Raw genomic sequence first — 26,546 nt, 5'->3', positions numbered from 1 at the left:
GACATCGTCGCGCCTAGTCTAATTTTTTTGGAGGGATCAGTATGCGATGGATTAGTGAACAGACCGCTTCGCTTGAACGATTGGCATTGGTCGAAGGTGGTCGATTGATTGAATATCATGAGCGGATGCGCGACGAGATCCGGGTTGGCACTTTCGTCTATGCCAAGGTCGACCGGTTGCATCCGACGCTCGGAGCAGCCTTTTTGATTGCGACTGACGGCACACCGCTTTACTTACCGCTGAATGAGACGGTCGAAGCACTTCGTCGCTATCCGGACGTACCGACGATCGGACAAGCCGTCCAGGTCGGACAGACGTTACTCGTCCAGGTCGTCAAGGAAGGAGTCGCACCGAAACAACACAAAGTGACGCAGAACATCACCTATGGTGGACGTTATCTCGTTTATTTCCCGTACGGGCGGCGCATCCGTTTCAGTCGAAAGCTGGATCTCGTCGTTCAGCGTCAACTGGCGGAGCAATTGACGACGACGGACGAAGAGGGGATTCTCTACCGGACGGAGGCAGCAAAAGCATCAATTGACGAATTGAAGCAAGAGCTGCAGTCATTACGGACACGGCACAAAGAACTCATGCAGGCGCCGCGTCTTGAACAAGACGAGGCACTGATCGTTCAGGAAGCAAAACGACTTCCACATGTCACCGATGCGCTCGTCATGACGCGTCAGGAAAAGGAACGCCTGGAATTGCTTGGTCTGTCCGTCGAACGGTCGCTACGAAAAGGACGCTTACCTGAGATGGAAGCGATCGATGGCGCAATCGAGAAGGCGATGCAACGGGTCGTCTGGCTTGACGGGGGAGCGTATCTCTTGATTGAAGAGGTCGAGACGATGACTGTCATCGACGTCAACAGTGGGAAGACGATCTCCGTCAAGGAACAAAAGCGGACGTTTGATCAAATCAATGAAGCGGCTGCCGTCGAAGTCATGCGACAATTACGGTTGCGCAACATTAGCGGTATGATTGCGATCGATTTTTTACGTGGCTCTAGTAAAGGTCAGACACGGGTGACACAACTCCTCAAAGAACGGGCGGCGCTCGAGACGAAACAAATCGAAGTCTACGGGTTTACGAAGATGGGCTTATGCGAACTGACACGACAACGTCACGGGAAATCGCTACAGGAACGCTCACAGGAATCCGGGCAGTGGACGCGATTGAGTGTCTATCGCTTGATTGAACCGAAGTTACTTGAGATTGCGACCTATGCGGAAGCGGTCGTGATTCGCGCACCACGGCATCTGTTGCAGGACGAATTCATCTCCCGTCAACCGCTCGAAGTCCATGTGCTCGAAGGCGATCCGGCGGTCCTGTTCACGGGGTCGTCACAGGACTGTCTCGATTTCATCAAGCGATCGGAATAATCCTTCAGAACAGCATTGACAAGGTAGAAGAACGTTTGGTATTCTGAATAACGTTAGTTCGTTTGGAAGCACCCAAATGACTACAACCGCACAGACCGGGTTTTAAAGCATTCGCTGCCCGTGATGGCGAGTCTGAGTTCCTAAGAGGAGGTGCACGTAATGTACGCAATTATCAAAACAGGTGGTAAACAAGTCAAAGTTGAAGCTGGCCAAGAAATCTACGTTGAGAAATTAAACGCAGACGTCGACAGCACAGTTGAATTTGGTGAAGTATTGATCCTTGGTGGTGACGATGTTAAAGTCGGCGCTCCACTCGTAGAAGGTGCGAAGGTCGTAGCAACGGTCATCAAACACGCTCGCGCGAAAAAGATCACTGTCTTCAAAATGAAAGCGAAAAAGAACTACCGTCGTAAGCAAGGTCACCGTCAACCTTACACGAAGGTCCGCATCGAGAAAATCGAAGCGTAAGCCATGATACGTGTCAAGATTCGACGAGATGAAGCGGAACTCGTCCGCTCCATCGAAGTGACAGGACATGCCGAGTTCGCAGAACCAGGTCTCGACCTTGTCTGTGCCGGCGTCTCGTCGGTGATCTTCGGGGCATACAATGCCATAGAAGCATTACTCGGGCAGGTCCTGCTCCTTGAAATGGCAGAACAACAAGAGGGTGGCTACTTTTATGTAGAACCGTACGCTGACTTAGCACCGGATGTCAGTGAGCGCACCCAATTGTTACTGGAAGCGACTTTGGTCCAACTTGGTACCATCGCTGAAAGTTACGGTGAGTTTATCCAACTTGAACAAGTATAGGAGGTGGATTCCACATGTTGAAACTTAATCTTCAGTTCTTCGCATCGAAAAAAGGGGTAGGTTCGACAAAGAACGGTCGTGACTCGCAATCGAAACGCCTTGGGGCGAAACGTGCAGACGGTCAAACTGTTTCTGCTGGTTCAATCCTCTACCGTCAACGCGGTACGAAGATTCACCCAGGTATGAACGTCGGACGTGGTGGCGATGATACACTTTTCGCAACTGCAACTGGTGTCGTTCGTTTCGAACGTCTCGGACGCGACAAGAAACAAGTCAGCGTTTACCCAGCATAAGGATCGACGAAGCAGACTCTAGCCACTTTCGAGGGTTAGGGTCTGTTTTTTTTAGGAGGGAACGACCGATGGAGGAACAGCAGGTACTTGATCTTTTAAAGACTCTTCGTCACGAGTGGTTGAACCGGATACAACTCGTCCGTTCGTATGGCGCGATCGGAGACGAACAAGCAGTCGAGTCAATCTGTTCGGCGTACCGGGAGCAAGCATCTCGGGAAGGACGTCTAGCGCGAATCGGATTGCCGAAAACCGCACTGGCGTTACTGCAAGCTGAATGGTCAGGCAAAACTGTGACGTATGATGTCATCGGAGCACCCCACATGGAAGATGAGCGGCTGAAGCAACTCGTCGAAGCAGCCATCGCCATGATTGATGTAGGAGTAGGAGAAGTATCCGTGACCTTCCACGAGGGCGTGACCATCGAGATCTATCGGGATCTACTAGATATGTCGCGCCTTGAGGATCTAGTGACGCCGATGGAAATCGAGTCGCAGACGGAAAATGAGTGTGTGATTGAGATTGAAAGTCTTCCGTTTGAGGAAGAGAAGTAAGAGGAGGGATCCGACATGTTTGTCGATCAGGTAAATATTTATGTAAAAGCAGGTGACGGAGGACGTGGGCAAGTAGCGTTCCGTCGTGAGAAATACGTTCCGGACGGCGGTCCTGCCGGCGGTGACGGTGGTCACGGGGCACACGTCGTCCTCGAAGTCGACGAAGGACTTCGGACATTGATGGACTTCCGTTACAAACGTCACTTTAAAGCGGTTCAAGGTGAAAACGGTATGTCAAAAGGGATGCACGGTCGTAAAGCCGAGCATCTAATCGTCAAGGTTCCACCGGGCACGGTCGTCTACGATGACGATACGAATGCGGTCATCGCTGACCTCGTCCATCACGGACAACAAGCAATCGTCGCAAAAGGCGGACGTGGCGGACGTGGAAATACACGTTTTGCGACACCAGCCAACCCAGCACCTGAGCACGCGGAAAACGGTGAGCCAGGAGAAGAGAAGTACTTGAAACTTGAGCTGAAAATGCTAGCAGACGTCGGTCTCGTCGGTTTCCCGAGTGTCGGAAAATCAACGATGTTATCGGTCGTTTCAGCCGCACGTCCGAAAATCGGCGCATATCACTTCACGACGATCACACCGAACATCGGTGTCGTCGAAACGGAAGATAGCCGAAGCTTCGTCATGGCTGACTTGCCAGGATTGATCGAAGGTGCAAGTGAAGGTGTCGGACTCGGTCACCAGTTCCTCCGTCACGTCGAGCGGACGAAAGTCATCGTCCACGTCATCGACATGAGCGGGATGGAAGGTCGCGATCCAATCGAAGACTACAATATCATCAATAAAGAACTCGCGGACTATAATCTCCGCTTAACAGAACGTCCGCAAGTCGTCGTCGCGAACAAGATGGACATGCCAGATGCGGCAGAACATCTTGAAGCCTTCAAGGAAGCTTTCCCAGAGCTTGAAGTATTCGAGATTTCAGCAGCAACACGTCAAGGTTTACGCGATCTGTTATTCCGAATCGCTGACCTCGTCGATGCAACTCCGGAATTCGGTCTTGAGGAACTCGAAGAGAAAACAGCGACACCACGTGTCGTCTACGGTTACGAAGCACCAGAAGCTGGCTTTACGATTTCGAAAGATGAAGACGATTGCTTCGTCATCAAAGGACCACGCATCGAAAAACTCTTCACGATGACGAACTTCATGCGTGAAGAATCGATTAAACGTTTCGCTCGGACACTGCGTCAAATGGGTGTCGACGAAGAGTTGCGTCGTCTTGGTGCGATCGACGGCGACGTCGTTCGAATCCGCGATTTCGAGTTCGAATTCGTCGAGTCATCATTCTAAGCGGTTCATTCCATTAGGAAACGGAGTGTGAAAGCATCGTGGACCCATTGCCCATGATTTCAGTCGTTTGGTTAATTCCGATTCTCATGTTATCCGCATTCTTTTCCTCAGCCGAGACGGCACTCGCGAGTGTCAATCGGTTGCGATTGTTGCACCAATCGGAAGCAGGGGACGCGCGTGCGTCCCGTGTGTTTCGCTTACTTCAACGCTACGAAGAGACACTGACTTCGATTTTGATTGGGAATACGATCGTCAACGTCGCCTTTATCTTATTTGGTGGCTGGTGGATCATCCAGTTCGTCGAGACGATCGCAACACAAACCGTCGCCTTTCTTGCGCTGTTTTTCCTGTTGCTATTGTTTGGAGAATTGATTCCGAAGTCGTATGCCCGTGAGCATACGGAACGTTACGTGTTATTAATCGGACGTCCGCTTCGTTTCTTCTTACTGTGCTTTCGACCACTTGTCTTCCTGTTACTCCGCTTACGCCAGTTGGCGCTACGGTTGATTGGAGCGGATCCGAAAGGTCCGCTCGTGACCGAACAGGAACTCAAGGCACTCGTTGATATTAGTCAGGAAGAGGGGATCATGGGGCTTGCAGAGGCGGAACTCGTTCATCAAGCAGTTGATTTTCAACATGCGACGGTCGAGGATGCGCTGACGCCTCGCATGGATATTCAAGCGATCGATATTGATGCGCGGCTTGAAGACATCCTTGCAGAGGTCCAGAAGGGTGGCTATTCTCGTCTACCGGTCTATAAAGATTCGATTGATCACGTCATTGGTGTATTATCGGAGCGGGACTTTCTGCGTGCATACGTGAAGAACGGCTCCGTTGATATCCGAGAATGGATTCGACCGGTATCGTTCGTCGTACCACAGACGCGATTGATGGATTTATTACCGGAACTCAAAGTCAAGCAGTCCCACATGGCAGTTGTCCTTGATGAATTCGGAGGTACGGCAGGTCTGATCACCCTTGAGGATATTTTAGAAGAAATCGTCGGGGAGATTTGGGATGAACACGATGAATCATTGGAATATACGAAACGGATTGGTCCAGAGCAATACGAATGTCTAGCAGAGTACGACATTGAAGACTTCTGTCAGCAATTTCAATTGACAATGCCAGACACCGATGCCCAGTCACTTGGGGGATGGATTATGGAGGAGAGCGGACAATTACCGGACGTCGGAACGGCGATGCGTTATGAACGTGTCACGTTGACCGTCTTGCATATCGAAAACCGACGCGTCCGCAAAGTCTTAGCAACGTTCGATCCGCCATCTACGATGCCGGAGACACGACTTGAACCGATTGAACGATAAAAAAAACCGCTTATTCCTTTGGAATAGGCGGTTTTTGTATGTTCAGACATCGAGCTCTGAAACGAGAATTCCGAGACGATCGAGTTTCGCAATGGCTGCTTCCAGTGCGTCTTCATGATCCGCCTCCAGCGTGTGGATATGGACTCCGTCCGTCAGGCTCGAGAGCGGAGTGGCTTGCGTCTCTTTTAGCTGCTCTAGCAATACACGGACGTCTCGGCGGCTCTTTAGCATCAATTCTCCAGTGATGAAGCCGTAGACGGGATGTTCGATGATGACATCGCGGACGACGACTCCTTCGTCAACGATGGCGTCACACTCATCCTTTAACTGATCGATGCCGTGACGGCAAACGATCTTGCGACGTAATTTTGAACCGTCAACTTCCGGATCATTGATGAAATAGCCACGAGCTGTCGCGATGACAGGATATCCTTTTGCCTTTAACAATGATAAATCCTGCACGATCACTTGGCGACTGACACCTGCTTGTTTCGCCAGTGCTGTTCCTGTGACAGGTTGCTCACTTTCCTCAATCATACGAAGTAATGATTTCCGGCGTTCTTCTCCGGAGATGCGTTTCCCCATCATGTCTCCTACCTTTCTCCAGTGTCATGAAATCGTGTTCAACACATCAATGCACTGTTCGATTTCTTCGTTCGTCGTGTGTCTTCCAAAACTGAGCCGAATCAACCCGTGAGCCGCTGATTCATCGAAGCCGATGGCACGTAATGTCGCATTCGGACCGTTTTCTCCAGCCCGGCAGGCACTACCAGCGGAAACCGCGATTCCAGCACGATTCAAGGCGAGCAACGCGTATTGACCGTCCCGTTGCTTCGTATGGATGGCGCAGATGGAAGCGAGTTGCGTTGGCGACTCAATCATCGTGTAACGAGACGAAGACAATGTTTTTTTTAGCATACCACGAAATCGACGGCTTGAAGCTTGGATTCCTGGATTTTCTAATCGCGACGCTTCACAGGCAGCGATGAACGCGGCAATTCCTGGAACGTCCACTGTGCCTGGACGGATTCCGAATTCGTGGTGTCCCTCGTAATAAGGGCTGAAGAGAGGACGCCGCAAATACAGGGCACCCAATCCTTTTGGTCCATATACTTTATGACTACTCATCGTGTAGGCATCAAAGGCGTCGATGTTGATTGCATCTTTTAAGAATCCTTGGACACCATCGCAATGAAACAGAATCCCGCGCGATTGACAATATGCTGCAATCCGTTCGACCGGAAAACGAAAACCGGTATCCGAATTGACGTGTTGAATCGAGACAACACCGATTTCATCCGTACAAGCTGCGATGAATTGTTCCCAATCGAACGTTCCGTCCGGTAATAAAGAAAGGTGTCGTGTTTCTTGTGCCCAGCGCGCAAGCGGAAGCAAGACCGAGTCGTGTTCACATCGAAGTGTCAAGACAACTGATTTATTACTCTGTCGCATCAGATGGGTCAACGCGATGTAGTTTGCTTCAGATCCGCTCCCTGTAAAGATGACGGTTCCTTCTTGTTGAGCCAATTGTTGCATCAGATACTGACGGGCTCGTTCGAGTAAACGTTCAGCGTTGCCACCGATGTCATGAAGAGAAGAACTGTTGCCGTAGAACGACTGAGCGGCTTGTTTATAATGATCGAGTGCTTGTGGATGCAGCGGAGTCGTCGCTGCGTAATCGAGATAGATCATGAAAAAATCCTGTCCTTTCGTCTTGTCACTCAGCTAAAAGTATGCCAAACTTATTGTCAAGTCAATAGTAAACATTTAGATATAGAGGTGTAAAACATATGTCTTTACATAAAAGACTTGAGACGGATGTGTTGATCATTGGAACAGGACTTGCTGCAATTTCGGTTGCTCTGCATCTTCCACCCGGAACGGAAGCGTTACTTGTCACAAAAGGTACGCGGTTTGAGACAAATTCTGTTCGAGCACAAGGTGGGATTGCTTCCGCTTATGCAGAAGTCAATCATCGTGGTCACTTTGAAGATACGTGCCAAGCAGCAAAAGGGCGTATCAATCCGTCCGTCGTCGATTACGTCACCCGATCGGGAACCGAGGCGATGGAATTCTTGTTACGACAAGGCGTTCCATTCGATCAATCCGAGGGAGAGTTTTTGCTCGGTCGTGAAGGAGCACATCGCTTGCCGCGGATTTATCACTCTGGCGGGGACGAGACTGGTAAACGGATCATGGAGACGTTGATGCCGCAAGTACCATTTCCGATTCTCGAGCAGACGCGTATCACAGAGTTGATTCAAGTCAACGGGCAGGTAGTAGGTGCAGTCGGATATAGCCATGGGGAGCCGATCGAGATTGTGGCGCGCGCGACGATTCTTGCGACTGGTGGAGTGGGTGGATTATTCGCGGCGTCGACGAATGACCCTTTGATTCAAGGAGACGGGATTGCACTCGCCTTTGAAGCGGGGGCGACGATTCGTGATCTCGGTTATATCCAGCATCATCCGACGGTACTCGTTCATGCAGGTCGTTCGGAAGGTTTGATCACGGAAGCATTACGTGGTGCGGGAGCAACGCTTGTAACGAAAAATGGCGACCGGATCATGGCGGATCATCCGATGCAAGATTTAGCAGCGCGAGATGAAGTCGCAAAACGAATCCACGAGGTGCGAAAGCGTGAACCGGTCTATCTCGATACGTCAAACGTCATCGATCGGACGAAACGGTTTCCAACGTTTGTCGAAAAATGTGAAAAACTGAACATAAATCCAGATCTCGTTGAAATTGCACCAGGCATCCATTTCTTAATGGGTGGGATCGAAACGGATCTGACGGGGCAGACGCATGTCGAAGGACTATACGCGGTCGGTGAGACAGCATCGATTGGACTACACGGTCGAAATCGTCTGGCGTCGAACTCGCTCCTTGAATGTGTCGTCATGGGGAAAGCGGTAGCAGAACAGCTCAAGTTGTTACCGGAACTTTCAGTCAAACAAGTGAAACGACGCCCGGGAACACTTCGTTCCGTAACAGACTGTCTATCACAGGTCATTGGTGTCGAAATGGATGTTAAGCAAATAGAAGATAGTTTAGAAGAGTTAAAACGCTGGACATTAGACGAATCCGGACAGGAAGCAGAAGAGAATCGATTACGTCACGTAACGGCATGTCTGTTGCTTGAAGGGGCGCGAAGTCGATTGACAGGAGAGGATGAGAACGTTGAACAAGTGGCAGTTACGGCAACAACTGGAGGCATTTTTAATCGAGGATATCGGACAGTGGGATATCACGAGTGAAGGATGTCTGACGGGACAAGAACGTGGGACCGGTCGTTTTCTAGCTAAGGAAGACGGTGTTTTTTGCGGAGTCGACATCATTCAGGAGATGGCGCATCTGTTGCAAGTCGACGTGATGATTCATGTAGCGGAAGGTACGGTCGTCACGCGAGGCACACTCCTTGCCGAGTGGTCTGGTTCGTTACAGGACATTTTAAGCGGAGAACGGGTCGCCTTGAACCTAGTGCAACGCTTATCCGGGATTGCGACGAAGACACGTCAAGCGGTCGAGGTAGCAGCAGGACGAATCCGAATCACGGATACACGAAAGACGACCCCTGGATTACGAATGCTCGAAAAACATGCCGTTCGCGTCGGGGGTGGCTATAGTCATCGCGGACGTCTCGATGACGCCGTCATGATCAAGGACAACCACATCACAGTAGCGGGATCGATTACAGAGGCGGTAACGCGAGCAAAACGTGTCGCGGGTCATACGACACCAATTGAAGTCGAAGTCGAGACGGAAGCGGAAGTGCTGGAGGCAGTGGCTGCAAAAGTCGATATCATCATGCTCGATAACCGGACACCAGCAGAAATCAAACAACTCCGCCAATTGATTCCACCGCATATCACGGTCGAGTTATCCGGCGGGATCACGATAGACACGTTATCAGACTTCGCGGATAGCGGAGCAGACGTCATCTCACTCGGGGCACTCACCCATTCAGCAACAGCACTTGATATCAGCATGAAAATCGAAGGAGGAAAAAAAGATGTCATTTGATCTATTACGTCACGAGGGAATTCCGGCGTCGTACTTACAGCAAACAGAAGCAGACTTGATCGCGATCATCGAAGGGGTCAAAGCACGGATGGGCAGTCGCTTGTTCTTACCTGCCCACCACTACCAAAAGGATGAAGTCGTCCAGTTCGCGGATGCGACGGGAGATTCGCTCCAGCTCGCGCAAGTCGCGAAGCAGATGACAGAAGCGGAATATACAGTCTTTTGTGGTGTCCACTTCATGGCAGAGACGGCAGACATGTTGACAGATGCGTCACATACGGTCGTTTTGCCTGACATGCGTGCGGGTTGTTCGATGGCGGATATGGCGAACGATACGCAAACGGAGCGTGCTTTTACGATCTTGACGGAACGGTTCGGGGAGTCGATCTTACCGTTGACATATGTCAATTCGACGGCAGCCATCAAAGCGTTCGTTGGTCGTCATGGTGGGGCGACGGTGACGTCATCAAACGCTGTCCAGATGGTCGAATGGGCGCTTGCTGAACGCGACATCTTATTTTTCCTGCCGGATCAACACCTCGGTCGCAATACGGCGCACGCACTCGGAATTCCGTTAGAACAGATGGCGATTTGGGATCCGATCAAGGACGAACTCGTTTTTGACGGGGAAGACCAGGACGTCCGCGTCATCTTGTGGAAAGGACACTGCTCGGTCCATGAAAAATTCACGGTCGGTCAGATTGAACAGTTCCGCAAGACGGATCCGGAGCGAAAGATTCTCGTTCACCCGGAATGTTCGCACGAAGTCGTGACAGCGTCTGATCTCAACGGATCAACGGCGTACATCATTCAACAAATCGAACAGGCTGCTCCTGGAACGAAGTGGGCGATCGGAACAGAGATGAATCTCGTCAATCGACTCGCGACGACGCATCCGGAACTCGATATCGTGTCGCTCAATCCATTCATGTGTCCATGTCTGACGATGAACCGGATCGACTTACCGCACTTGGCGTGGGCGCTCGAACAAGTCGAAGCAGGTGACCCGGTCAACATCATCACGGTCGATGCAGAGACGACGCGGCATGCCGTGTTGGCACTCGAACGGATGCTTGCGCGTTCATAAAATAAAGAGGGAGAGCGTGGTCGTGCGAACGATCACGCTTTTTTGTCTTCTGTTTGAGAGAGCGAACATATGTATTGATTTTTGCTGAAGAACGCTTTGAAGCCAAACGAAGATGTATGCTACAATAACACGAGAGTTTGTTTAAGGATGGGAGCGTTCCACATTGATAGAATTCGTACGCGGCGAAGTCGCTTATGTCTGTGCGGAATTCGTGACGGTAGAAGTTGGCGGGATTGGCTACAAAATCGTAGCACCGAACCCGTTTTTTTATCGGACCGGAGACGAACAGATCATCGTATATACGTATCATTATGTCCGTGAGGACCAAGAAGTCTTATTTGGATTCCGTTCCCGTCGTGAGCGTGCCTTGTTCACGAAGTTGCTCGGTGTCACAGGAATCGGACCGAAAGGAGCGCTTGCAATCGTCGCATCAGGGAATGTCGATGCGCTCGTTGAAGCGATTGAACAAGAGAAAGAAAGTTATCTCGTCAAGTTCCCAGGTGTCGGCAAGAAAACAGCAAAACAAATGACACTCGACCTAAAAGGAAAGTTAGCCGAGCTCGCACCGGATTACGTACCGAGCGAAGGCTTGTTCGCGCAAGGCAATGCTGAATTGAATGAAGCTTGTGAAGCCTTGACGGCGCTAGGTTACAGTGACCGAGAAGTCGAGAAAGTCAAAAAAGCGTTGCAGGCAGAAGTCCTGTCGACGGATCAATATGTCAAACGGGCACTCCAGTTGTTATTGAATGTGAGGTGAGGACATGGAAGAGCGCATTTTGTCAGAATCCGCCCATGCGGAAGATCAAGAAGAGTGGAGCCTGCGTCCTCAGACGCTCGAGCAATATATCGGGCAGGAGAAAGCTAAGGGAAACTTGAGTGTCTTTATCGAGGCGGCAAAAATTCGTCAAGAAACACTCGATCACGTGCTTCTCTACGGTCCTCCGGGTCTCGGGAAGACGACGCTTGCGACGATCATCGCGAACGAGATGGGAGTTGGCATCAAGACGACAGCCGGTCCTGCAATCGAACGACCGGGTGATCTAGCGGCAATCCTTTCATCACTGGAACCGGGCGATGTCCTGTTCATCGACGAGATTCATCGATTGAGTCGATCAATCGAAGAGATTCTGTATCCGGCGATGGAGGATTATTGTCTCGATATCGTCATCGGTCAAGGGGAACTCGCCCGCAGCGTCCGAATTGATTTACCACCGTTTACGCTCGTTGGTGCAACGACGCGTGCCGGGATGTTATCGGCACCGCTTCGTGATCGTTTTGGCGTGACGCTGAAGCTTGAATATTATACGATGTCAGAGTTGTCTGCCATCGTGACCCGGACGTCACGATTGTTCGGATTCGAAGCGGATCGTCTCGCTGCAGAAGCCATCGCGCTTCGTTCACGTGGAACACCACGTGTCGCGAACCGGTTGTTACGGCGTGTCCGTGACTTCGCTCAAGTCGCCCATCAAACCGAGATCGATGCTGTGCTTGCGACAAGTGCGCTTGATCGCTTGCATGTCGATGCGCTTGGACTCGACGATGTCGACCATCGTTTACTTCGATCGCTTGCTGAACGATTTGCCGGTGGTCCGGTTGGTCTTGAGACGATCGCTGCAACGATTGGGGAAGACGCGCAGACGATCGAGGATGTGTATGAACCATATCTACTGCAACAAGGATTTTTACAACGTACTCCGCGCGGACGTGTCTTAACACCGTTCGCCCGCCAACATTTAGGACTGAAAGAAGGAAATTGAACCAATGGATGTAAACTTATTTGATTTTCATTTACCAGAAGAACAAATTGCTCAAGTGCCATTGCTCGACCGGACGAGTTCGAAATTGATGGTTCTCGATCGGGAGACAGGTGCGATTCAGCATCAGCATTTCCATGATATCGTCGACCACTTCCGGGAAGGCGATACACTCGTCATCAATGATACGAAAGTCTTACCGGCACGTCTCTTTGGTGTGAAGGAAGAGACGGGTGGGAAGATCGAATTGTTACTCTTGAAGCAGACGAGTGACGATGTCTGGGAAACACTGGCGAAACCGGCAAAACGCGTTAAACCAGGAACGATTTTGTCGTTTGGTGACGGGTTACTCCGTGCTGAGTGTGTCGAAGCACTTGAAGACGGGGGACGAATCCTGAAGTTTTTCTATGACGGCATTTTCTATGAAGTGCTCGACCAACTCGGAACGATGCCACTGCCACCGTACATTCATGAACAACTCGAGGATCAAGATCGTTACCAGACGGTGTATGCTCGGGAACGCGGAAGTGCGGCAGCACCGACGGCCGGTCTTCACTTCACACCGGAATTGCTTGAAGCGCTTAAAGCGAAAGGCGTCCGGATCGCACCGTTGACGCTACACGTAGGACTTGGCACATTCCGTCCTGTCTCGGTCGACGACGTCGATAGTCACAAGATGCACAGTGAGTACTACGAACTGCCGGAAAGTTCAGCAGCCTTGCTACGCGAAACACGGAAACAAGGCGGACGAATCATCGCGGTCGGAACGACATCGACACGGACGCTTGAAACGGTCATCCGTGACCATGGCGACTTCGTCGAAGCAACGGGCTGGACGGACATCTTCATCTTCCCGGGTCAGGAAGTCAAAGGGATTGATGGTCTGATCACGAACTTCCACTTACCGAAATCAACATTGATCATGCTCGTGTCCGCATTATCGACACGGGAACACATTCTGCATGCCTATGAAGAAGCAGTCGCGAACGGCTATCGCTTCTTTAGCTTCGGTGATGCGATGTTCTTAACGAGAGAGGAACGAAACTAATGACAAAACACGCGGTAACATACGAACATATCAAGACATGTAAACAATCCGGAGCGCGGTTAGGAATCGTCCACACGCCGCACGGTAGTTTCGAGACACCGGTCTTCATGCCGGTCGGAACGCAAGCGACGGTCAAGACGATGGCACCGGAACAAATCAAGGACATGAACGCGAACATTATCCTCGCGAACACGTACCACCTCTGGGTGCGTCCAGGACATGATGTCATCAAGGAAGCGGGCGGTCTGCATAAATTCATGAACTGGGATGGCGCGATTCTGACGGACTCAGGTGGTTTCCAAGTCTTCTCACTTGCTGACCTCCGGAACATTTCTGAGGAGGGTGTTCATTTCCGTAACCACTTGAACGGGGACAAATTGTTCTTGTCACCGGAAAAAGCGATGGAAATTCAAAATGCACTCGGTTCAGATATCATGATGGCGTTTGACGAGTGCCCGCCGTACCCAGCTTCTCACGAGTACATGAAAGCATCTGTCGAACGGACGAGCCGCTGGGCGGAACGTTGTCTTGCTGCGCATGAACGTCCACACGATCAAGCGCTGTTCGGTATCATCCAAGGTGGAGAATACGAAGACTTACGTCGTCAAAGTGCAAAAGACCTCGTTGCCCTTGATTTCCCGGGTTATGCGGTCGGTGGTCTATCAGTCGGAGAGCCAAAAGACGTCATGTACCGTGCGCTCGAATTCACGACACCACTCATGCCGGAAGACAAACCACGTTATTTGATGGGCGTCGGTTCACCGGACGCATTGATCGAGGGTGCGATCCGCGGAATCGATATGTTCGACTGTGTCTTGCCGACACGGATCGCACGAAACGGCACATTGATGACATCACAAGGACGTCTCGTCGTCCGGAACGCGAAATATGCACGTGATTTCCGTCCGCTCGATGAGAAATGTGATTGCTACGCGTGTAAGAATTACTCGCGTTCGTACATCCATCACTTGATCCGGGCGCAAGAAACGTTCGGTCTGCATCTCTGTTCGACACACAATCTTCACTTCCTCGTCAAGTTGATGGAAGGCGTTCGCCAAGCGATTCGTGAGGATCGTCTGCTCGATTTCAAGGAAGAATTCTTCGAAGAATACGGTTACAATTTACCGAACGCAAAGAATTTCTAACAAATCGTCTGACAAATCAATTCTTTCACGGTATAATGAACGTGATTTGAATGATAAAAGGAGCTGAATCAGATGGAAGGCTTAATCACATTCCTCCCGATGATCTTGATCTTCGTGGTGTTCTATTTCTTGTTGATCCGTCCACAGAACAAACGCCAGAAGCAAGTGCGTCAGATGCAAAATGAACTCTCACGCGGCGACTCGATCGTTACGATCGGTGGTCTTCACGGGGTTGTCCAAAAAGTTGACGACATGACGGTGACATTGAAGTCAGGTAATGCACAATTGACATTCAACCGAAGTGCTGTCGCAGAAGTGACGAAAAAATCAACGACTGTCATGGACGACGAAACTGTCGAATAAGGCATTGAAAAGGCGCTTTCCGGATTCCGGAGCGTCTTTTCTGTTTATATATGAGAAAAACGTTTGCTAAGATTACCATTTCTTTTGTAAGCTAGGATAGGAGAACAAAGTTGTCTGAAAATATACTGGGAACTAGAGAAAGGACAATGTAGCATGATCAAGAAAGGGAAACTTGCCACATTCTTCATCGTCGTCATCGCGTTGCTCGTACTGATCGGTACGACATCGTCATGGTTGTTGAAGGATACGAAGCTCGGCCTTGACCTTAAGGGTGGCTTCGAAGTCTTGTATGAAGTACAACCGCTGAAAGAAGGAGACGTCATCGATCAAAATGCGATGAGTGCGACGCTGACGGCAATCGAGAACCGTGTCAACGTCCTCGGTGTCTCTGAACCAGACATCCGGATCGAAGGCGATAACCGGATTCGTGTTCAGCTTGCTGGCGTCAAGGATCAGACGGAAGCGCGTCAAATCCTCTCTTCGACAGCACAATTGTCATTCCGTGACATCAACGATAAGTTGTTGCTCGATGGATCAGACTTAAAAGCCAAAGGGGCAAAAGTCGGGTATGATCCGAACACGAATGAACCACTCGTCGAGTTGACGATGAAATCAAAAGAGAAATTCTATGAAGTGACACAAAAAGTCTCACAAATGCAACCACCTGCGAATCGTCTCGTCATCTGGCTCGATTACGAGAAAGGCGATTCGTATGAAAAAGAAATTCAAAAAGCAAACTCGAAGATCGTCTCGGATGCATCGGTCACACAACCGATCAATTCGGATAAAGCGATCATTTCTGGTGGCGATATTGATGCCGAGTACGGGAAACAATTATCGTCGATCCTAAACGCCGGCGCATTACCGGTCAAACTCGAGGAGATTTACTCGACGTCGGTCTCTGCTGCTTTTGGACAAGACGCACTTGATCAGACGCTCTTCGCGTCAGCGATTGGTGTAGCTGCGGTCTTCTTGTTCATGCTACTGTTCTACCGGATCTCTGGATTCGTTTCGATCATTACGTTACTGTTCTACATCTATCTCGTCATGATCTTCTTTAACGGGATCAATGCCGTCCTCACGTTACCGGGGATTGCGGCACTCGTTCTTGGAGTCGGGATGGCGGTCGATGCGAACATCATCACTGCTGAGCGGATCAAGGATGAATTACGAAGTGGTAAATCTGTCTTGTCCGCATTTAAAGCCGGTAACCGTCGTTCGTTCGGTACGATTCTTGATGCCAACTTGACGACGTTGATCTCTGCTGGCGTGTTGTACTACTTTGGTACAAGTACGGTCAAAGGGTTCGCCATCATGTTGATGGTTTCGATTGCCGTCACGTTCGTCACGAACGTCTTTGTCTCACGTTACCTGATGCAACTCCTTGTCAGTAGCCGATGGTTCGATAAGAAGAAATCATGGTTCGGTGTAAAGGAGAGTGAAATCCGTGAGCTTTAATCCTACGAAATTCGATTACGTCAAACATCGTAAAATCTATTTCGCAATCACGATCGCGCTTGTCATCGTGTCGGTCCTCTTGTTGTCGTTCCGTGGTCTGAACCTCGGGATCGACTTCACGCAAGGAACGCGTGTCGAGATTTCTTCTGAGAATCAAATCAAGGAAGCGGACGTCCGCTCTGTCATTGAAGATGCCGGGATTGATGCGGAAGAAATCGATGGTATTCAATTCGCTCAAGGCGGAAAGTTAGCGAACGTCACGTTCGTTGGTGAATTCAGCCAAGAACAAATTTCTGAAATGAAACAAACGATTGAAGCCAAATACAAAAAAGAACCAAGCATTTCGACAGTTTCGGCACAAGTCGGTCGGGAAATCGCGCGTAACGCGATTTATGCGGTTTTACTTGCGTCACTCGGGATCGTCATCTACGTCTCGTTCCGGTTCCAACCGCTCTACGGGATTGCGACAGTACTCGCATTGCTACATGATGCGTTGATGATCATTGCTTTCTTCTCGCTGTTCCAGATCGAAGTCAATCTGTACTTCATCGCAGCCGTCTTGACGATCATCGGTTACTCGGTCAACGATACGATCGTTACCTTCGACAGGGTACGAGAAAATCTCGGACTTGCTGAAAAAGGTGGACGGAAAGTCTCATTTGATGAATTGGCACACATCGTCAATGAATCGATCCAACAAACGATCATTCGCTCGATCAATACGGTCGTTACGGTCATCATGACGGCAGCGGCACTCTACATCTTCGGTAGCGAAGCAATCCGTGGATTCAGTCTCGCCCTGCTCGTCGGGTTGATCATGGGAATGTATTCTTCGATCTTCATCGCCGCGCAACTCTGGCTCGTCATGAAAGGTCGGACACTGGGTCGGACAAAACGTGCTTCTTAAAAGAGTATCCGCATCAGCTATCGCTGGTGCGGATTTTCTATTATAATGGGGAAGTTGATTGGAGGGTTTGAGATGTACCATGCTAAAAAAATATGGCTTGATAAAGTCATCGATTCAGAACAAATCGAACAATTGACGGCGGATGGCACGATCTCACCGCACGTCGCACAACTACTTGTCCAACGGGGATTCACGACTCGTGAAGCCGCCCGTGATTTTTTAGAGACGGATCAAATGACATTCCATGATCCATTTGCTTTTAAAGACATGCCAAAAGTCGTCGAACGGATTCAACGTGCCGTCAACGAAGGCGAAATGATTTTGATTTATGGTGATTATGACGTCGACGGCGTGAGTTCCGCTGCGATTCTCTGGCACGCCTTGATTGAAATCGGAGGAATGGCAGAGTGTTATATCCCGAACCGATTCACGGAAGGCTATGGACCAAACGAAGCCGCGTTTCGCTGGGCAGCGGAAGAAGGGTTCAGCCTCGTCATCACCGTCGACTGTGGGATTTCCGGAATCCACGAAGCAGATGTCCTCAAGGAACTCGGTGTCGACTTAATCATTACTGATCACCATGAAGCAAAAGAAACGTTACCTGATGCCTTTGCCTTAATTCATCCGGGTGTCGACTCAGATTATCCATTCTCAAAACTTGCTGGGGCAGGCGTTGCTTTTAAAGTCGCACATGCACTGCTTGACCGGGAACCGGTCGAATTACTCGATCTTGCGGTGCTCGGAACGATTGCCGATCTCGTACCGCTCGTCGGCGAGAACAGGTTGCTTGCGATTCGCGGTATCGAGGCGCTGAATGCAAGTGAACGTCCGGGTATTCTTGCGTTACGTGACGTCTGTAGTTTGACGGAAGACGAACTGACGGAAGAATCGGTCGGATTTGCATTCGGTCCGCGGATCAATGCGGCAGGTCGTCTGGATTCGGCGATGCCAGCGCTTGAGATGTTACTAGCGGAAAGCAAGGACGAGGCACTTCATCTCGCGAAACAACTCGACCAACAAAATAAACAACGTCAAGATATCGTCAAGCAGATTGCGGAAGAAGCAACGGCGCTTGTCGAAGAACGTTTTAAAGAGGACCGCGTGCTCGTCGTCGATGCGGCAGACTGGAATCCAGGTGTCGTCGGGATCGTCGCCTCGCGACTTGTTGAAAAATATCATCGTCCCGTCATCATGCTGTGTCACGATGCTGAAAAAGGAACAGCGAAAGGATCTGGACGTTCAATCCCTGCCTTCGATCTCTTCGCTGAACTGACGAAATGTGAAGATATCTTGCCGCACTTCGGAGGACATCCGGCTGCTGCTGGTATGACGCTCTCTTCCGATGACGTCGAGACGTTACGTCAACGCTTGAATGAACAGGCTAGTACGTTGCCGGACGATGCCTTCATCGCGACAATTGATGTCGATTTACGTCTACAGGTCAGCGATGTCTCGATTCAGTTGATTGAGGATATTCAGCGACTCGCGCCGTTCGGGATGGGAAATCCTGCGCCACGAATCGTCATCGAGCAAGCGAAGATCCGTGACATGAAACGGATCGGTCGTGATTTGACGCATGTCAAAGCACTATTATCAGGCGACGGGAAGGAACTCGATGCGATCGGCTTCGGCTTCGGCGACCTTGTCGATGAAGTCTCGACATTATCGGAGATTCACTTGATGGGCAGTCTGAACATCAATGAGTGGAATGGGTTCCGTAAACCACAATTGATGATTCAAGATGTCGCTGTCGAAGATGTCCAAGTATTTGATTACCGTGGTGGTAAGCGCCCGCTGAGCGAACTATTCGCCTTACCGCATGAGACGACGACGTTCGTCGCCTTCACTGATGAGGTGAAAGAGAAGTACGCGGAACGTCCGTTGAACGGCCCGATCCGTCAAAATATCGTCTTTCTCGATCTACCGGAAGAAGAAGACGCATTTCATCCATATGTCCAACAGGCAGAGCGGATTTATTGTGCCTTTAAGGATGAGGGCTATTATTTTGAGACGATTCCGTCGCGGGAGGACTTCAAGCATTACTTCCAGTATTTTGCGAAATGTCCACGTGACGAGCTCCGGATTGGTCTCGTACGTTTGTCGAAATCGCGAAAATGGACGAAACGATCGATTAACTTTATGCATTCGGTATTCTCGGAACTTGATTTTCTTGTTACAATGGAGGACGGGCTGCCGGGTGTGAACCCAAATGCTGCAAAACGAGATCTGACGGAAGCTCCGACGTATCAGCGTCATGAAGCGCGTCAAGAGCTCGAGCAACAATACATTTATTCGTCACTCGCTCAGTTGAAAGAGCGTTTTGATACTTTGGTAGAAGCGGCGAAGCAGGAGGAAAAGACATGGAGTTCAAACAGCATATAAAAGAGGTCGAAAACTGGCCGAAAGAAGGAATCAGCTTCAAAGACATCACATCACTCATGCAAAACGGACCAGTGTACAAACAATCAGTTGATGCACTTGTCGAATATGCGCGCAGTAAAGGTGCTGATGTCATCGCGGGTCCGGAAGCACGTGGATTCGTCGTTGGTTGCCCAGCCGCTTACGCGATGGAGATCGGATTCGTACCTGTCCGTAAAGAAGGAAAATTACCACGTGAGACAGTCCGTGTCGAGTATGGTCTTGAGTACGGAAAAGACGTCTTGACGATGCATGAAGATGCGATTCAACCAGGACAACGCGTCGTCATCCTTGACGACTTGCTTGCAACAGGTGGTACGATCGAAGCGACGATCCAAATGATTGAAAAATTAGGCGGAACGGTTGCCGGAATCGGATTCTTGATTGAACTCGATGGTCTTGGTGGACGTGAGAAACTCGAAGGATACGACGTTCTCTCATTGATTCGCTACGAAGACTAAAGCATATATACTCTCTTGGTAGATGGTGACCAAGGGGGTATTTCTTTTTATTTTGACATCTTCTCAAGATTTCACGATAATAAGAACTATATATTAGGGATTCCGTTGCAGACGATCCCGGGGACTGGGTGAGGAAAAGGGATGACAAACAAACAAATCGTAAATGTAGAAGACCTTCTCGCTCGATGTGCGGAATACATGACGCAAGCTGAAGTCAAAGACATCGAACGGGCTTACCAATTCGCGAAAGACGAACATGATGGGCAATTCCGCCGTTCTGGTGAACCTTACATCATTCATCCGGTACAAGTTGCCGGTATCTTAGTCGATATTGGTTTGGATGCAACGACGATTGTCGCTGCGCTTCTTCATGATGTCGTCGAAGATACGGACATTACACTCGAAGAATTAACGGAACGATTCGGACCCGACGTCGCGATGCTCGTTGACGGCGTCACGAAACTCGGGAAAATCAAATATAAATCGAAACGTGAAGAATTGGCTGAGAACCACCGGAAGATGTTCATCGCGATGGCAGAAGACATTCGCGTCATCTTGATCAAACTGGCTGACCGTTTGCATAACATGCGAACGTTGCAACATATGGTCAAGGAAAAGCAGGTGCAAAAGGCAGAAGAGACGCTCGAAATCTTTGCACCGCTTGCGCATCGTCTCGGGATCTCGACGATCAAGTGGGAACTCGAAGACATCAGTTTGCGTTATATCAATCCACAACAGTACTACCGGATTGTCTCAATGATGAAACAAAAACGGACGGAACGCGAAGCGCTCGTCAGTTCGGTCATTGAAGAGGTCAACGAAGTACTCGATGATGTACAAATCGCAGCGGAAGTCGATGGACGTCCGAAGCATATTTATTCCATTTATAACAAGATGCAAAACTCGAAAAAAGAGTTCAGCGAAATTTATGACTTGATGGCTGTGCGCATCATCGTCGATTCAATCAAGGACTGTTACGCTGTTCTCGGAATCATTCATACGCAATATAAACCGATGCCGGGACGTTTCAAGGATTATATCGCGATGCCGAAGCCGAACATGTATCAATCGCTGCATACAACGGTCATCGGACCGAAAGGCGAGCCGCTCGAGGTCCAAATTCGGACACGGGACATGCACTTTATTGCCGAGTACGGGATTGCCGCTCACTGGGCGTATAAAGAAGGCAAGGAACAGGAAGCGAAATCAGGCTTTGAGGATAAGATTGCCCATTTCCGAGAAATCCTTGAGTTACAGAAGGATACGGCGGATGCTGAAGAATTCATGGAATCGGTCAAAGTCGACTTCTTTAGTGACATGTTGTACGTCTTTACACCAAAAGGCGACGTCATCGAATTGCCAAAAGGCTCTGTTCCGATTGATTATGCCTACCGGATTCATACAGAGATCGGTCACCGAACGATCGGAGCGAAAGTCAACGGACGGATGGTACCGATTGATTATAAGCTGAAGACAGGTGACATCATTGAAATCGTCACATCAAAACACAGCTATGGTCCAAGTAAGGACTGGCTCAAGATTTGTGTGTCGAGTCAGGCGAAGAACAAGATCCGTCAATGGTTCAAACGTCAGCAACGCGAAGAGAACGTCTCTAAAGGACGGGAACTGATCGAAGCAGAAGTCAAGAAACTCGGATTCGAGCCGAAGGAAGTCATCAATGAGAAGACGCTCGAAGACGTGACGCGGAAGTTCAACTTCGCGCAAGAAGAAGACATGTATGCTGCCGTTGGGTATCATGGTCTGACAGCTGCCCAAGTCGCTCATAAATTGACGGAAAAGTTACGCAAAGACAAAGAATCCAAAAATCTTGAACTGAACGAAGCGATCAGTGAGATGAAGACGTTTGATCGTCCGAAGAAGGAAAATCCAGAAGGTGTTCGTGTCAAAGGAATCGATAACATGCTCGTTCGCATGAGTCGTTGTTGTAATCCAGTACCAGGGGACGATATCGTCGGGTACATCACACGTGGACGGGGTGTCTCGATTCACCGGACGGATTGTTTGAACGTCATTCATGAACAAAATCCAGAACGCTTGCTCGAAGTCGAGTGGGAACACGAAGGCAAAGCCGTTAAGAGTTATAACGTCGAAATCGAAATTTCTGGATTCGACCGGGCTGGATTATTGAACGATGTCCTGCAGTCGGTATCTGCGACGAATACGAACATTGTTGCCGTCAGCGGGAAAGGCGACGACAGTAAACAAGCCAAAATCACGATGACGATCGCGATCAACAACGTCAACCATTTACAAAAAGTCGTCGATCGGATCAAACAAATCTCTGACGTGTATGCTGTGCATCGCGTCATGATGACGTAAGGAGCGGATGAGTCATGCGAGTCGTATTACAACGAGTCAAAGAAGCAAGTGTCACAGTCGATCAGGAGGTCATCGGTCAAATCAAGCAAGGTTTTCTCTTGCTTGTCGGTGTTACGCACGAAGACACGATCGATCAGGTGAACTGGTTAGCTGATAAAATCGCAGGACTCCGCGTGTTTGAAGATGAAGAAGAACGGATGAACCGCTCGTTGCAAGATGTCGATGGTCAGATTCTATCCGTCTCGCAGTTCACGCTGTATGGTGATGTCAAAAAAGGACGTCGCCCAGCGTTCACGGAAGCGGCGAAACCGGATCTTGCCAACGAATTGTATGAAGCGTTCAATGAACGTCTTCGTGCGCAAGGACTGACGGTCGAGACAGGTCAGTTCGGTGCGATGATGGATATCGCGCTCGTCAATGATGGACCGGTGACATTGATTCTTGAAAAAGAAGCAAACGCTTGACAGGAACCGAGAGACGAGGCAATATTAGACGTAACCAAATGATTCATACGACCGAAGACGAAGAGGAGTAATCAAGACCTTGTCTGCTTAGAGAGTCGCCCCTTGGCTGGAAGGGCGAACAGACGAACTCGATGAAAGACCCTTCCGAGGTATCTTCCTGAACTGATAGTAGGGAAGGTCGTACGCAGGCGTTAACTGCACCGAGTGGTCAAATGTGATTTGACAACCAGGGTGGTACCACGGGATCTTCAAGTTCTCGTCCCTTTGCGGACGAGGACTTTTTTGTATTCAAAAAAGGAGGAATTTGAGATGAAATTACCACGCGGTACGTTTGATGTCCTTCCAGGAACAGTCGAACGCTGGCAGTACATCGAACAACAATTACGTGATATCAGTAAGCGTTACAACTATAAGGAAATCCGGACGCCGATTTTTGAGGAGACAGAACTCTTCAAACGTGGCGTCGGTGAGACGACGGATATCGTTCAAAAAGAAATGTTCATGCTTGAGAAACGCGGAAAAGACCAGTTGACGTTACGTCCAGAAGGAACGGCTGCTGTCGTTCGTTCATTCGTGACGAACAAGCTGTTCGGTTCACCGAACCAACCGACGAAATTGTTCTACATTGGACCGATGTTCCGTTATGAACGTCCGCAAGCAGGTCGTTTCCGTCAGCTCCACCAATATGGAGTCGAGGCACTTGGTAGTGAACAACCAGCGATCGATGCGGAAGTCATCAGTCTCGCGATGAGCATCTACCGTTCATTCGGATTGAAGCACCTCAAGCTCGTCATCAATACACTCGGGGATAACGAAAGTCGCGCCGCACACCGGGCAGCACTCGTCGATCACTTCAAACCGGTCGTTCACGAGTTGTGTCAGGACTGTCAGAACCGTCTCGAAACGAATCCACTTCGTGTCCTTGACTGTAAGGTCGACCGCGATCACCCGAGTATGGCAACGGCACCATCGATTCTCGATTACTTAAACCCGGCATCAAAAGCCTACTTCGATGAAGTACTGCTTCACTTAGATGCACTCGGCATCGAGTATGTCGTTGATCCAACGCTCGTCCGCGGAATCGATTATTACAATCACACGGCATTCGAGATCATGTCAGAAGCAGAAGGCTTCGGAGCGATCACGACATTATGTGGTGGTGGACGATACAACGGTCTCGTCGAACAGATCGGTGGACCGGCAACACCGGGTATCGGATTTGGAATCGGCATCGAGCGTTTATTAATGGCGCTTGAGAATGAGAACGTCTTACCGCCAGTCGACGATCAAATCGATGTCTTCATCGTCGCGCAAGGCAGTGACGAAGTCGAAAAGACAGCAACACGTCTCCTACAATTGATGCGTCTCGAAGGACTTGTCGCGGATCGGGATTATCTCGGTCGAAAGTTCAAAGGACAATTCAAGGCAGCCGATCGCTTGAAAGCACGCTATACGGTTATCCTCGGGGATGAAGAAGTTGAGCGTGGTGCAGCAGCGCTGAAGAACATGGCTACAGGGGAACAGACGGACGTTCCGTTATCAGCAGTCGCTGATACGATCGTCGCGAAATTAAAGGAGGAAGCACAATGATCGGACGCACGCATATGAACGGTCAGGTGACAGAAGAAGTCATCGGACAACACGTTCAACTTAAAGGATGGGTTCAAAAACGACGTGACTTAGGAGGATTGATCTTCCTTGATCTCCGCGACCGGAGTGGTATCGTCCAAATCGTCTTCCAACCGGAAAACGAGCAGGCACACCGCCTTGCGGAATCGATTCGTTCGGAGTATGTCCTCGATATCAAAGGACACGTCATCGCCCGTGAGAATCCGAACCCGAACATCCCGACTGGGCAAGTCGAGGTCGTCGCGGATGAAGTCGTCATCTTAAATGCAGCGAAGATGACACCATTCCCGATCAGTGAAGAAGCAGAGCAGACGTCAGAAGATTTACGTCTTAAATATCGTTATCTTGACTTGCGTCGTCCGTCGCTTCAAGAGACATTCCGTCTCCGTTCGAAAGCATCGAACATCATGCGGAACTTCCTCGATGAGCAAGACTTCTTGGAAGTCGAGACACCAATCTTAACGAAATCAACACCAGAAGGCGCACGTGACTATCTCGTTCCGAGTCGTGTTCACCCAGGTGAGTTCTATGCCTTGCCACAATCACCGCAATTGTTCAAACAATTGCTGATGGTGTCTGGTTTTGAGCGGTACTTCCAAATTGCACGTTGTTTCCGTGACGAAGACTTACGGGCAGACCGTCAACCTGAATTCACGCAAGTCGACATCGAGACGAGCTTCATGGACATCGAAGACTTATATGCGATGATGGAATCGATGATGACGCGTGTCATGAAAGAAACACTTGGCAAAGACATCGTGACACCATTCCCACGGATGCCGTACGCAGAAGCGATGAGCCGGTATGGTTCGGATAAACCGGATACACGCTTCGGTCTCGAATTGATTGATGTCGCGGAAGCTGTCAAAGGGGCAGGATTCAAAGTATTCGATATGGCACTAGAAGCAGGTGGCGAAGTCAAAGCCTTGAACGTCAAGGGTGCAGCTGAGCGCTTCTCGCGTAAAGACATCGATAAGTTACAAGAATTCACGGCGATCTACGGTGCAAAAGGTCTCGCGTGGGTCAAAGTGACAGCAGACGGACTGAACGGTCCAATCGCGAAGTTCTTCGACGAAGAAGCAGCTGCTCGCCTGACAGCGGCGACAGATGCGGAAGCAGGCGACTTATTGTTGTTCGTCGCAGCAAAAGCATCGATCGTAGCAGACAGCTTAGGTGCGCTCCGTCAGAAGTTAGCGAAGGAACTGGACTTGATCGATGAGTCGATCTTCAACTTCCTTTGGGTGACGGACTTCCCACTCGTCACGTACGAAGAAGAAGAAGGTCGTTTCTACGCGAACCACCACCCGTTCACGATGCCACGTCGCGAAGATCTCGAATTGCTCGAGACGGATCCTGGAAAAGTCCTCGCCGTCGCGTATGACCTCGTCTTGAACGGATACGAGCTCGGCGGTGGATCACAACGGATCTACGAACGGGATATCCAAGAGCGGATGTTCAAGTTGCTTGGCTTCACAGAAGAAGAAGCAAACGAGCAGTTCGGCTTCTTGATGGAAGCATTCGAATACGGAACACCACCACATGCGGGTATCGCACTTGGTCTAGACCGTCTCGTCATGTTACTCGCAGGGCGTTCGAACTTGCGTGATACGATCGCCTTCCCGAAAACAGCATCAGCAAGCGATCTGTTGACGGCAGCACCAAGCCCAGTCTCGGATGCACAATTAAACGATCTCTCGATTCGAACAGCGGTCAAACAATCTTAAGATACGACAAGCGAATCTTCCGGTATGGGAGATTCGCTTGTTTCATG

The 26,546-nt window shown here is 49.9% G+C and carries 23 protein-coding genes, 1 pseudogene and 2 other annotated features; of the genes and pseudogenes, 22 read left to right on the top strand and 2 right to left on the bottom strand.

Translation table 11 applies throughout. The annotated features are described in order from the left end of the window. Window positions 1–41 precede the first annotated feature (41 nt). From AC3B4V_RS06335 to AC3B4V_RS06305, 7 genes are all read left to right on the top strand, one after another. Window positions 42–1,382 (top strand): ribonuclease E/G, encoded by a 1,341-nt coding sequence (locus tag AC3B4V_RS06335; protein WP_064299552.1) that lies wholly within the window; start codon window positions 42–44, stop codon window positions 1,380–1,382. A gap of 74 nt (window positions 1,383–1,456) precedes the next feature. After that, window positions 1,457–1,526, top strand: a sequence feature (ribosomal protein L21 leader region). A gap of 15 nt (window positions 1,527–1,541) precedes the next feature. Then, the gene (gene rplU, locus AC3B4V_RS06330) at window positions 1,542–1,850 is read left to right on the top strand and encodes a 50S ribosomal protein L21 (protein ID WP_012370978.1); all 309 of its coding nucleotides are present in this window, start codon (window positions 1,542–1,544) and stop codon (window positions 1,848–1,850) included. Between the two features lie 3 nt (window positions 1,851–1,853). Then, window positions 1,854–2,192 carry a ribosomal-processing cysteine protease Prp gene (locus AC3B4V_RS06325; RefSeq protein ID WP_023468945.1) on the top strand — a complete coding sequence of 113 codons (339 nt, stop codon included), beginning with the start codon at window positions 1,854–1,856 and terminating at the stop codon, window positions 2,190–2,192. Between the two features lie 14 nt (window positions 2,193–2,206). Next, complete coding sequence (rpmA, locus tag AC3B4V_RS06320) at window positions 2,207–2,485, top strand: 50S ribosomal protein L27 (protein ID WP_012370976.1); 279 nt, start codon at window positions 2,207–2,209, stop codon at window positions 2,483–2,485. Between the two features lie 68 nt (window positions 2,486–2,553). Further along, window positions 2,554–3,036, top strand: a complete 483-nt coding sequence (locus AC3B4V_RS06315; RefSeq protein ID WP_023468944.1) for a Spo0B domain-containing protein — start codon at window positions 2,554–2,556, stop codon at window positions 3,034–3,036. A gap of 15 nt (window positions 3,037–3,051) precedes the next feature. After that, a complete protein-coding gene (obgE, locus tag AC3B4V_RS06310; protein ID WP_023468943.1) occupies window positions 3,052–4,347 on the top strand; it encodes a GTPase ObgE in 1,296 nt (431 codons plus the stop codon). A 53-nt stretch (window positions 4,348–4,400) separates the two neighbouring features. After that, the gene (locus tag AC3B4V_RS06305; protein ID WP_488377985.1) at window positions 4,401–5,675 is read left to right on the top strand and encodes a hemolysin family protein; all 1,275 of its coding nucleotides are present in this window, start codon (window positions 4,401–4,403) and stop codon (window positions 5,673–5,675) included. Between the two features lie 42 nt (window positions 5,676–5,717). Here the strand turns inward: AC3B4V_RS06305 and AC3B4V_RS06300 are convergent, their stop codons facing one another. Both AC3B4V_RS06300 and AC3B4V_RS06295 read right to left on the bottom strand, forming a co-directional pair. Beyond that, window positions 5,718–6,260: a transcription repressor NadR gene (locus tag AC3B4V_RS06300; RefSeq protein WP_149427668.1), complete on the bottom strand. Its 543-nt coding sequence runs from the start codon at window positions 6,258–6,260 to the stop codon at window positions 5,718–5,720. A gap of 24 nt (window positions 6,261–6,284) precedes the next feature. Next, window positions 6,285–7,367, bottom strand: a complete 1,083-nt coding sequence (locus AC3B4V_RS06295) for a cysteine desulfurase family protein (protein WP_488377984.1) — start codon at window positions 7,365–7,367, stop codon at window positions 6,285–6,287. Window positions 7,368–7,465: 98 nt separating this feature from the next. Between AC3B4V_RS06295 and AC3B4V_RS06290 the strand changes: the two genes are divergently transcribed. The 15 genes and pseudogenes from AC3B4V_RS06290 to aspS all read left to right on the top strand — a co-directional run bounded on the left by AC3B4V_RS06290 (window position 7,466) and on the right by aspS (window position 26,499). Then, entirely contained in the window at window positions 7,466–8,935 is a 1,470-nt protein-coding gene (locus AC3B4V_RS06290; RefSeq protein WP_488377983.1) for an L-aspartate oxidase, read from the top strand. Continuing rightward, entirely contained in the window at window positions 8,850–9,701 is an 852-nt protein-coding gene (nadC, locus tag AC3B4V_RS06285) for a carboxylating nicotinate-nucleotide diphosphorylase (RefSeq protein WP_488377982.1), read from the top strand. The genes AC3B4V_RS06290 and nadC overlap by 86 nt, the downstream gene beginning before the upstream one ends. After that, window positions 9,691–10,788 (top strand): quinolinate synthase NadA, encoded by a 1,098-nt coding sequence (gene nadA / locus AC3B4V_RS06280; protein ID WP_488377981.1) that lies wholly within the window; start codon window positions 9,691–9,693, stop codon window positions 10,786–10,788. Before nadC ends, nadA begins: the two co-directional genes overlap by 11 nt. 163 nt (window positions 10,789–10,951) lie before the next feature. Further along, a complete protein-coding gene (ruvA, locus tag AC3B4V_RS06275) occupies window positions 10,952–11,545 on the top strand; it encodes a Holliday junction branch migration protein RuvA (protein WP_023468936.1) in 594 nt (197 codons plus the stop codon). A 4-nt stretch (window positions 11,546–11,549) separates the two neighbouring features. After that, window positions 11,550–12,545, top strand: coding sequence for a Holliday junction branch migration DNA helicase RuvB (ruvB, locus tag AC3B4V_RS06270; protein ID WP_023468935.1), 996 nt, complete (start codon window positions 11,550–11,552; stop codon window positions 12,543–12,545). A gap of 4 nt (window positions 12,546–12,549) precedes the next feature. After that, window positions 12,550–13,590 (top strand): tRNA preQ1(34) S-adenosylmethionine ribosyltransferase-isomerase QueA, encoded by a 1,041-nt coding sequence (gene queA, locus AC3B4V_RS06265; RefSeq protein WP_023468934.1) that lies wholly within the window; start codon window positions 12,550–12,552, stop codon window positions 13,588–13,590. Next, window positions 13,590–14,735, top strand: coding sequence for a tRNA guanosine(34) transglycosylase Tgt (tgt, locus tag AC3B4V_RS06260; RefSeq protein ID WP_029342245.1), 1,146 nt, complete (start codon window positions 13,590–13,592; stop codon window positions 14,733–14,735). The genes queA and tgt overlap by 1 nt, the downstream gene beginning before the upstream one ends. Before the next feature lie 72 nt (window positions 14,736–14,807). After that, window positions 14,808–15,098, top strand: a complete 291-nt coding sequence (yajC, locus tag AC3B4V_RS06255; RefSeq protein WP_029342244.1) for a preprotein translocase subunit YajC — start codon at window positions 14,808–14,810, stop codon at window positions 15,096–15,098. Window positions 15,099–15,251: 153 nt separating this feature from the next. After that, window positions 15,252–17,463 (top strand): annotated as a pseudogene (secD, locus tag AC3B4V_RS06250) (protein translocase subunit SecD). A 72-nt stretch (window positions 17,464–17,535) separates the two neighbouring features. Next, window positions 17,536–19,845, top strand: a complete 2,310-nt coding sequence (gene recJ / locus AC3B4V_RS06245; RefSeq protein WP_214859626.1) for a single-stranded-DNA-specific exonuclease RecJ — start codon at window positions 17,536–17,538, stop codon at window positions 19,843–19,845. Continuing rightward, window positions 19,824–20,342 carry an adenine phosphoribosyltransferase gene (locus tag AC3B4V_RS06240; RefSeq protein WP_023468928.1) on the top strand — a complete coding sequence of 173 codons (519 nt, stop codon included), beginning with the start codon at window positions 19,824–19,826 and terminating at the stop codon, window positions 20,340–20,342. Before recJ ends, AC3B4V_RS06240 begins: the two co-directional genes overlap by 22 nt. Before the next feature lie 141 nt (window positions 20,343–20,483). Then, window positions 20,484–22,682 (top strand): RelA/SpoT family protein, encoded by a 2,199-nt coding sequence (locus AC3B4V_RS06235; RefSeq protein ID WP_023468927.1) that lies wholly within the window; start codon window positions 20,484–20,486, stop codon window positions 22,680–22,682. Window positions 22,683–22,696: 14 nt separating this feature from the next. After that, window positions 22,697–23,146: a D-aminoacyl-tRNA deacylase gene (dtd, locus tag AC3B4V_RS06230; RefSeq protein WP_058713802.1), complete on the top strand. Its 450-nt coding sequence runs from the start codon at window positions 22,697–22,699 to the stop codon at window positions 23,144–23,146. Between the two features lie 45 nt (window positions 23,147–23,191). Continuing rightward, window positions 23,192–23,413 (top strand) — a binding site (T-box leader). Between the two features lie 42 nt (window positions 23,414–23,455). After that, complete coding sequence (gene hisS / locus AC3B4V_RS06225; RefSeq protein ID WP_064299563.1) at window positions 23,456–24,736, top strand: histidine--tRNA ligase; 1,281 nt, start codon at window positions 23,456–23,458, stop codon at window positions 24,734–24,736. Next, window positions 24,733–26,499, top strand: a complete 1,767-nt coding sequence (aspS, locus tag AC3B4V_RS06220; RefSeq protein ID WP_488377980.1) for an aspartate--tRNA ligase — start codon at window positions 24,733–24,735, stop codon at window positions 26,497–26,499. The genes hisS and aspS overlap by 4 nt, the downstream gene beginning before the upstream one ends. The last annotated feature ends 47 nt before the right edge of the window (window positions 26,500–26,546 follow it).

It is taken from the genome of Exiguobacterium sp. E17S (assembly GCF_057772545.1).
The sequence above is the reverse complement of the archived record's forward strand: the minus strand, read 5'-3'. Positions and strand labels throughout refer to the sequence as shown.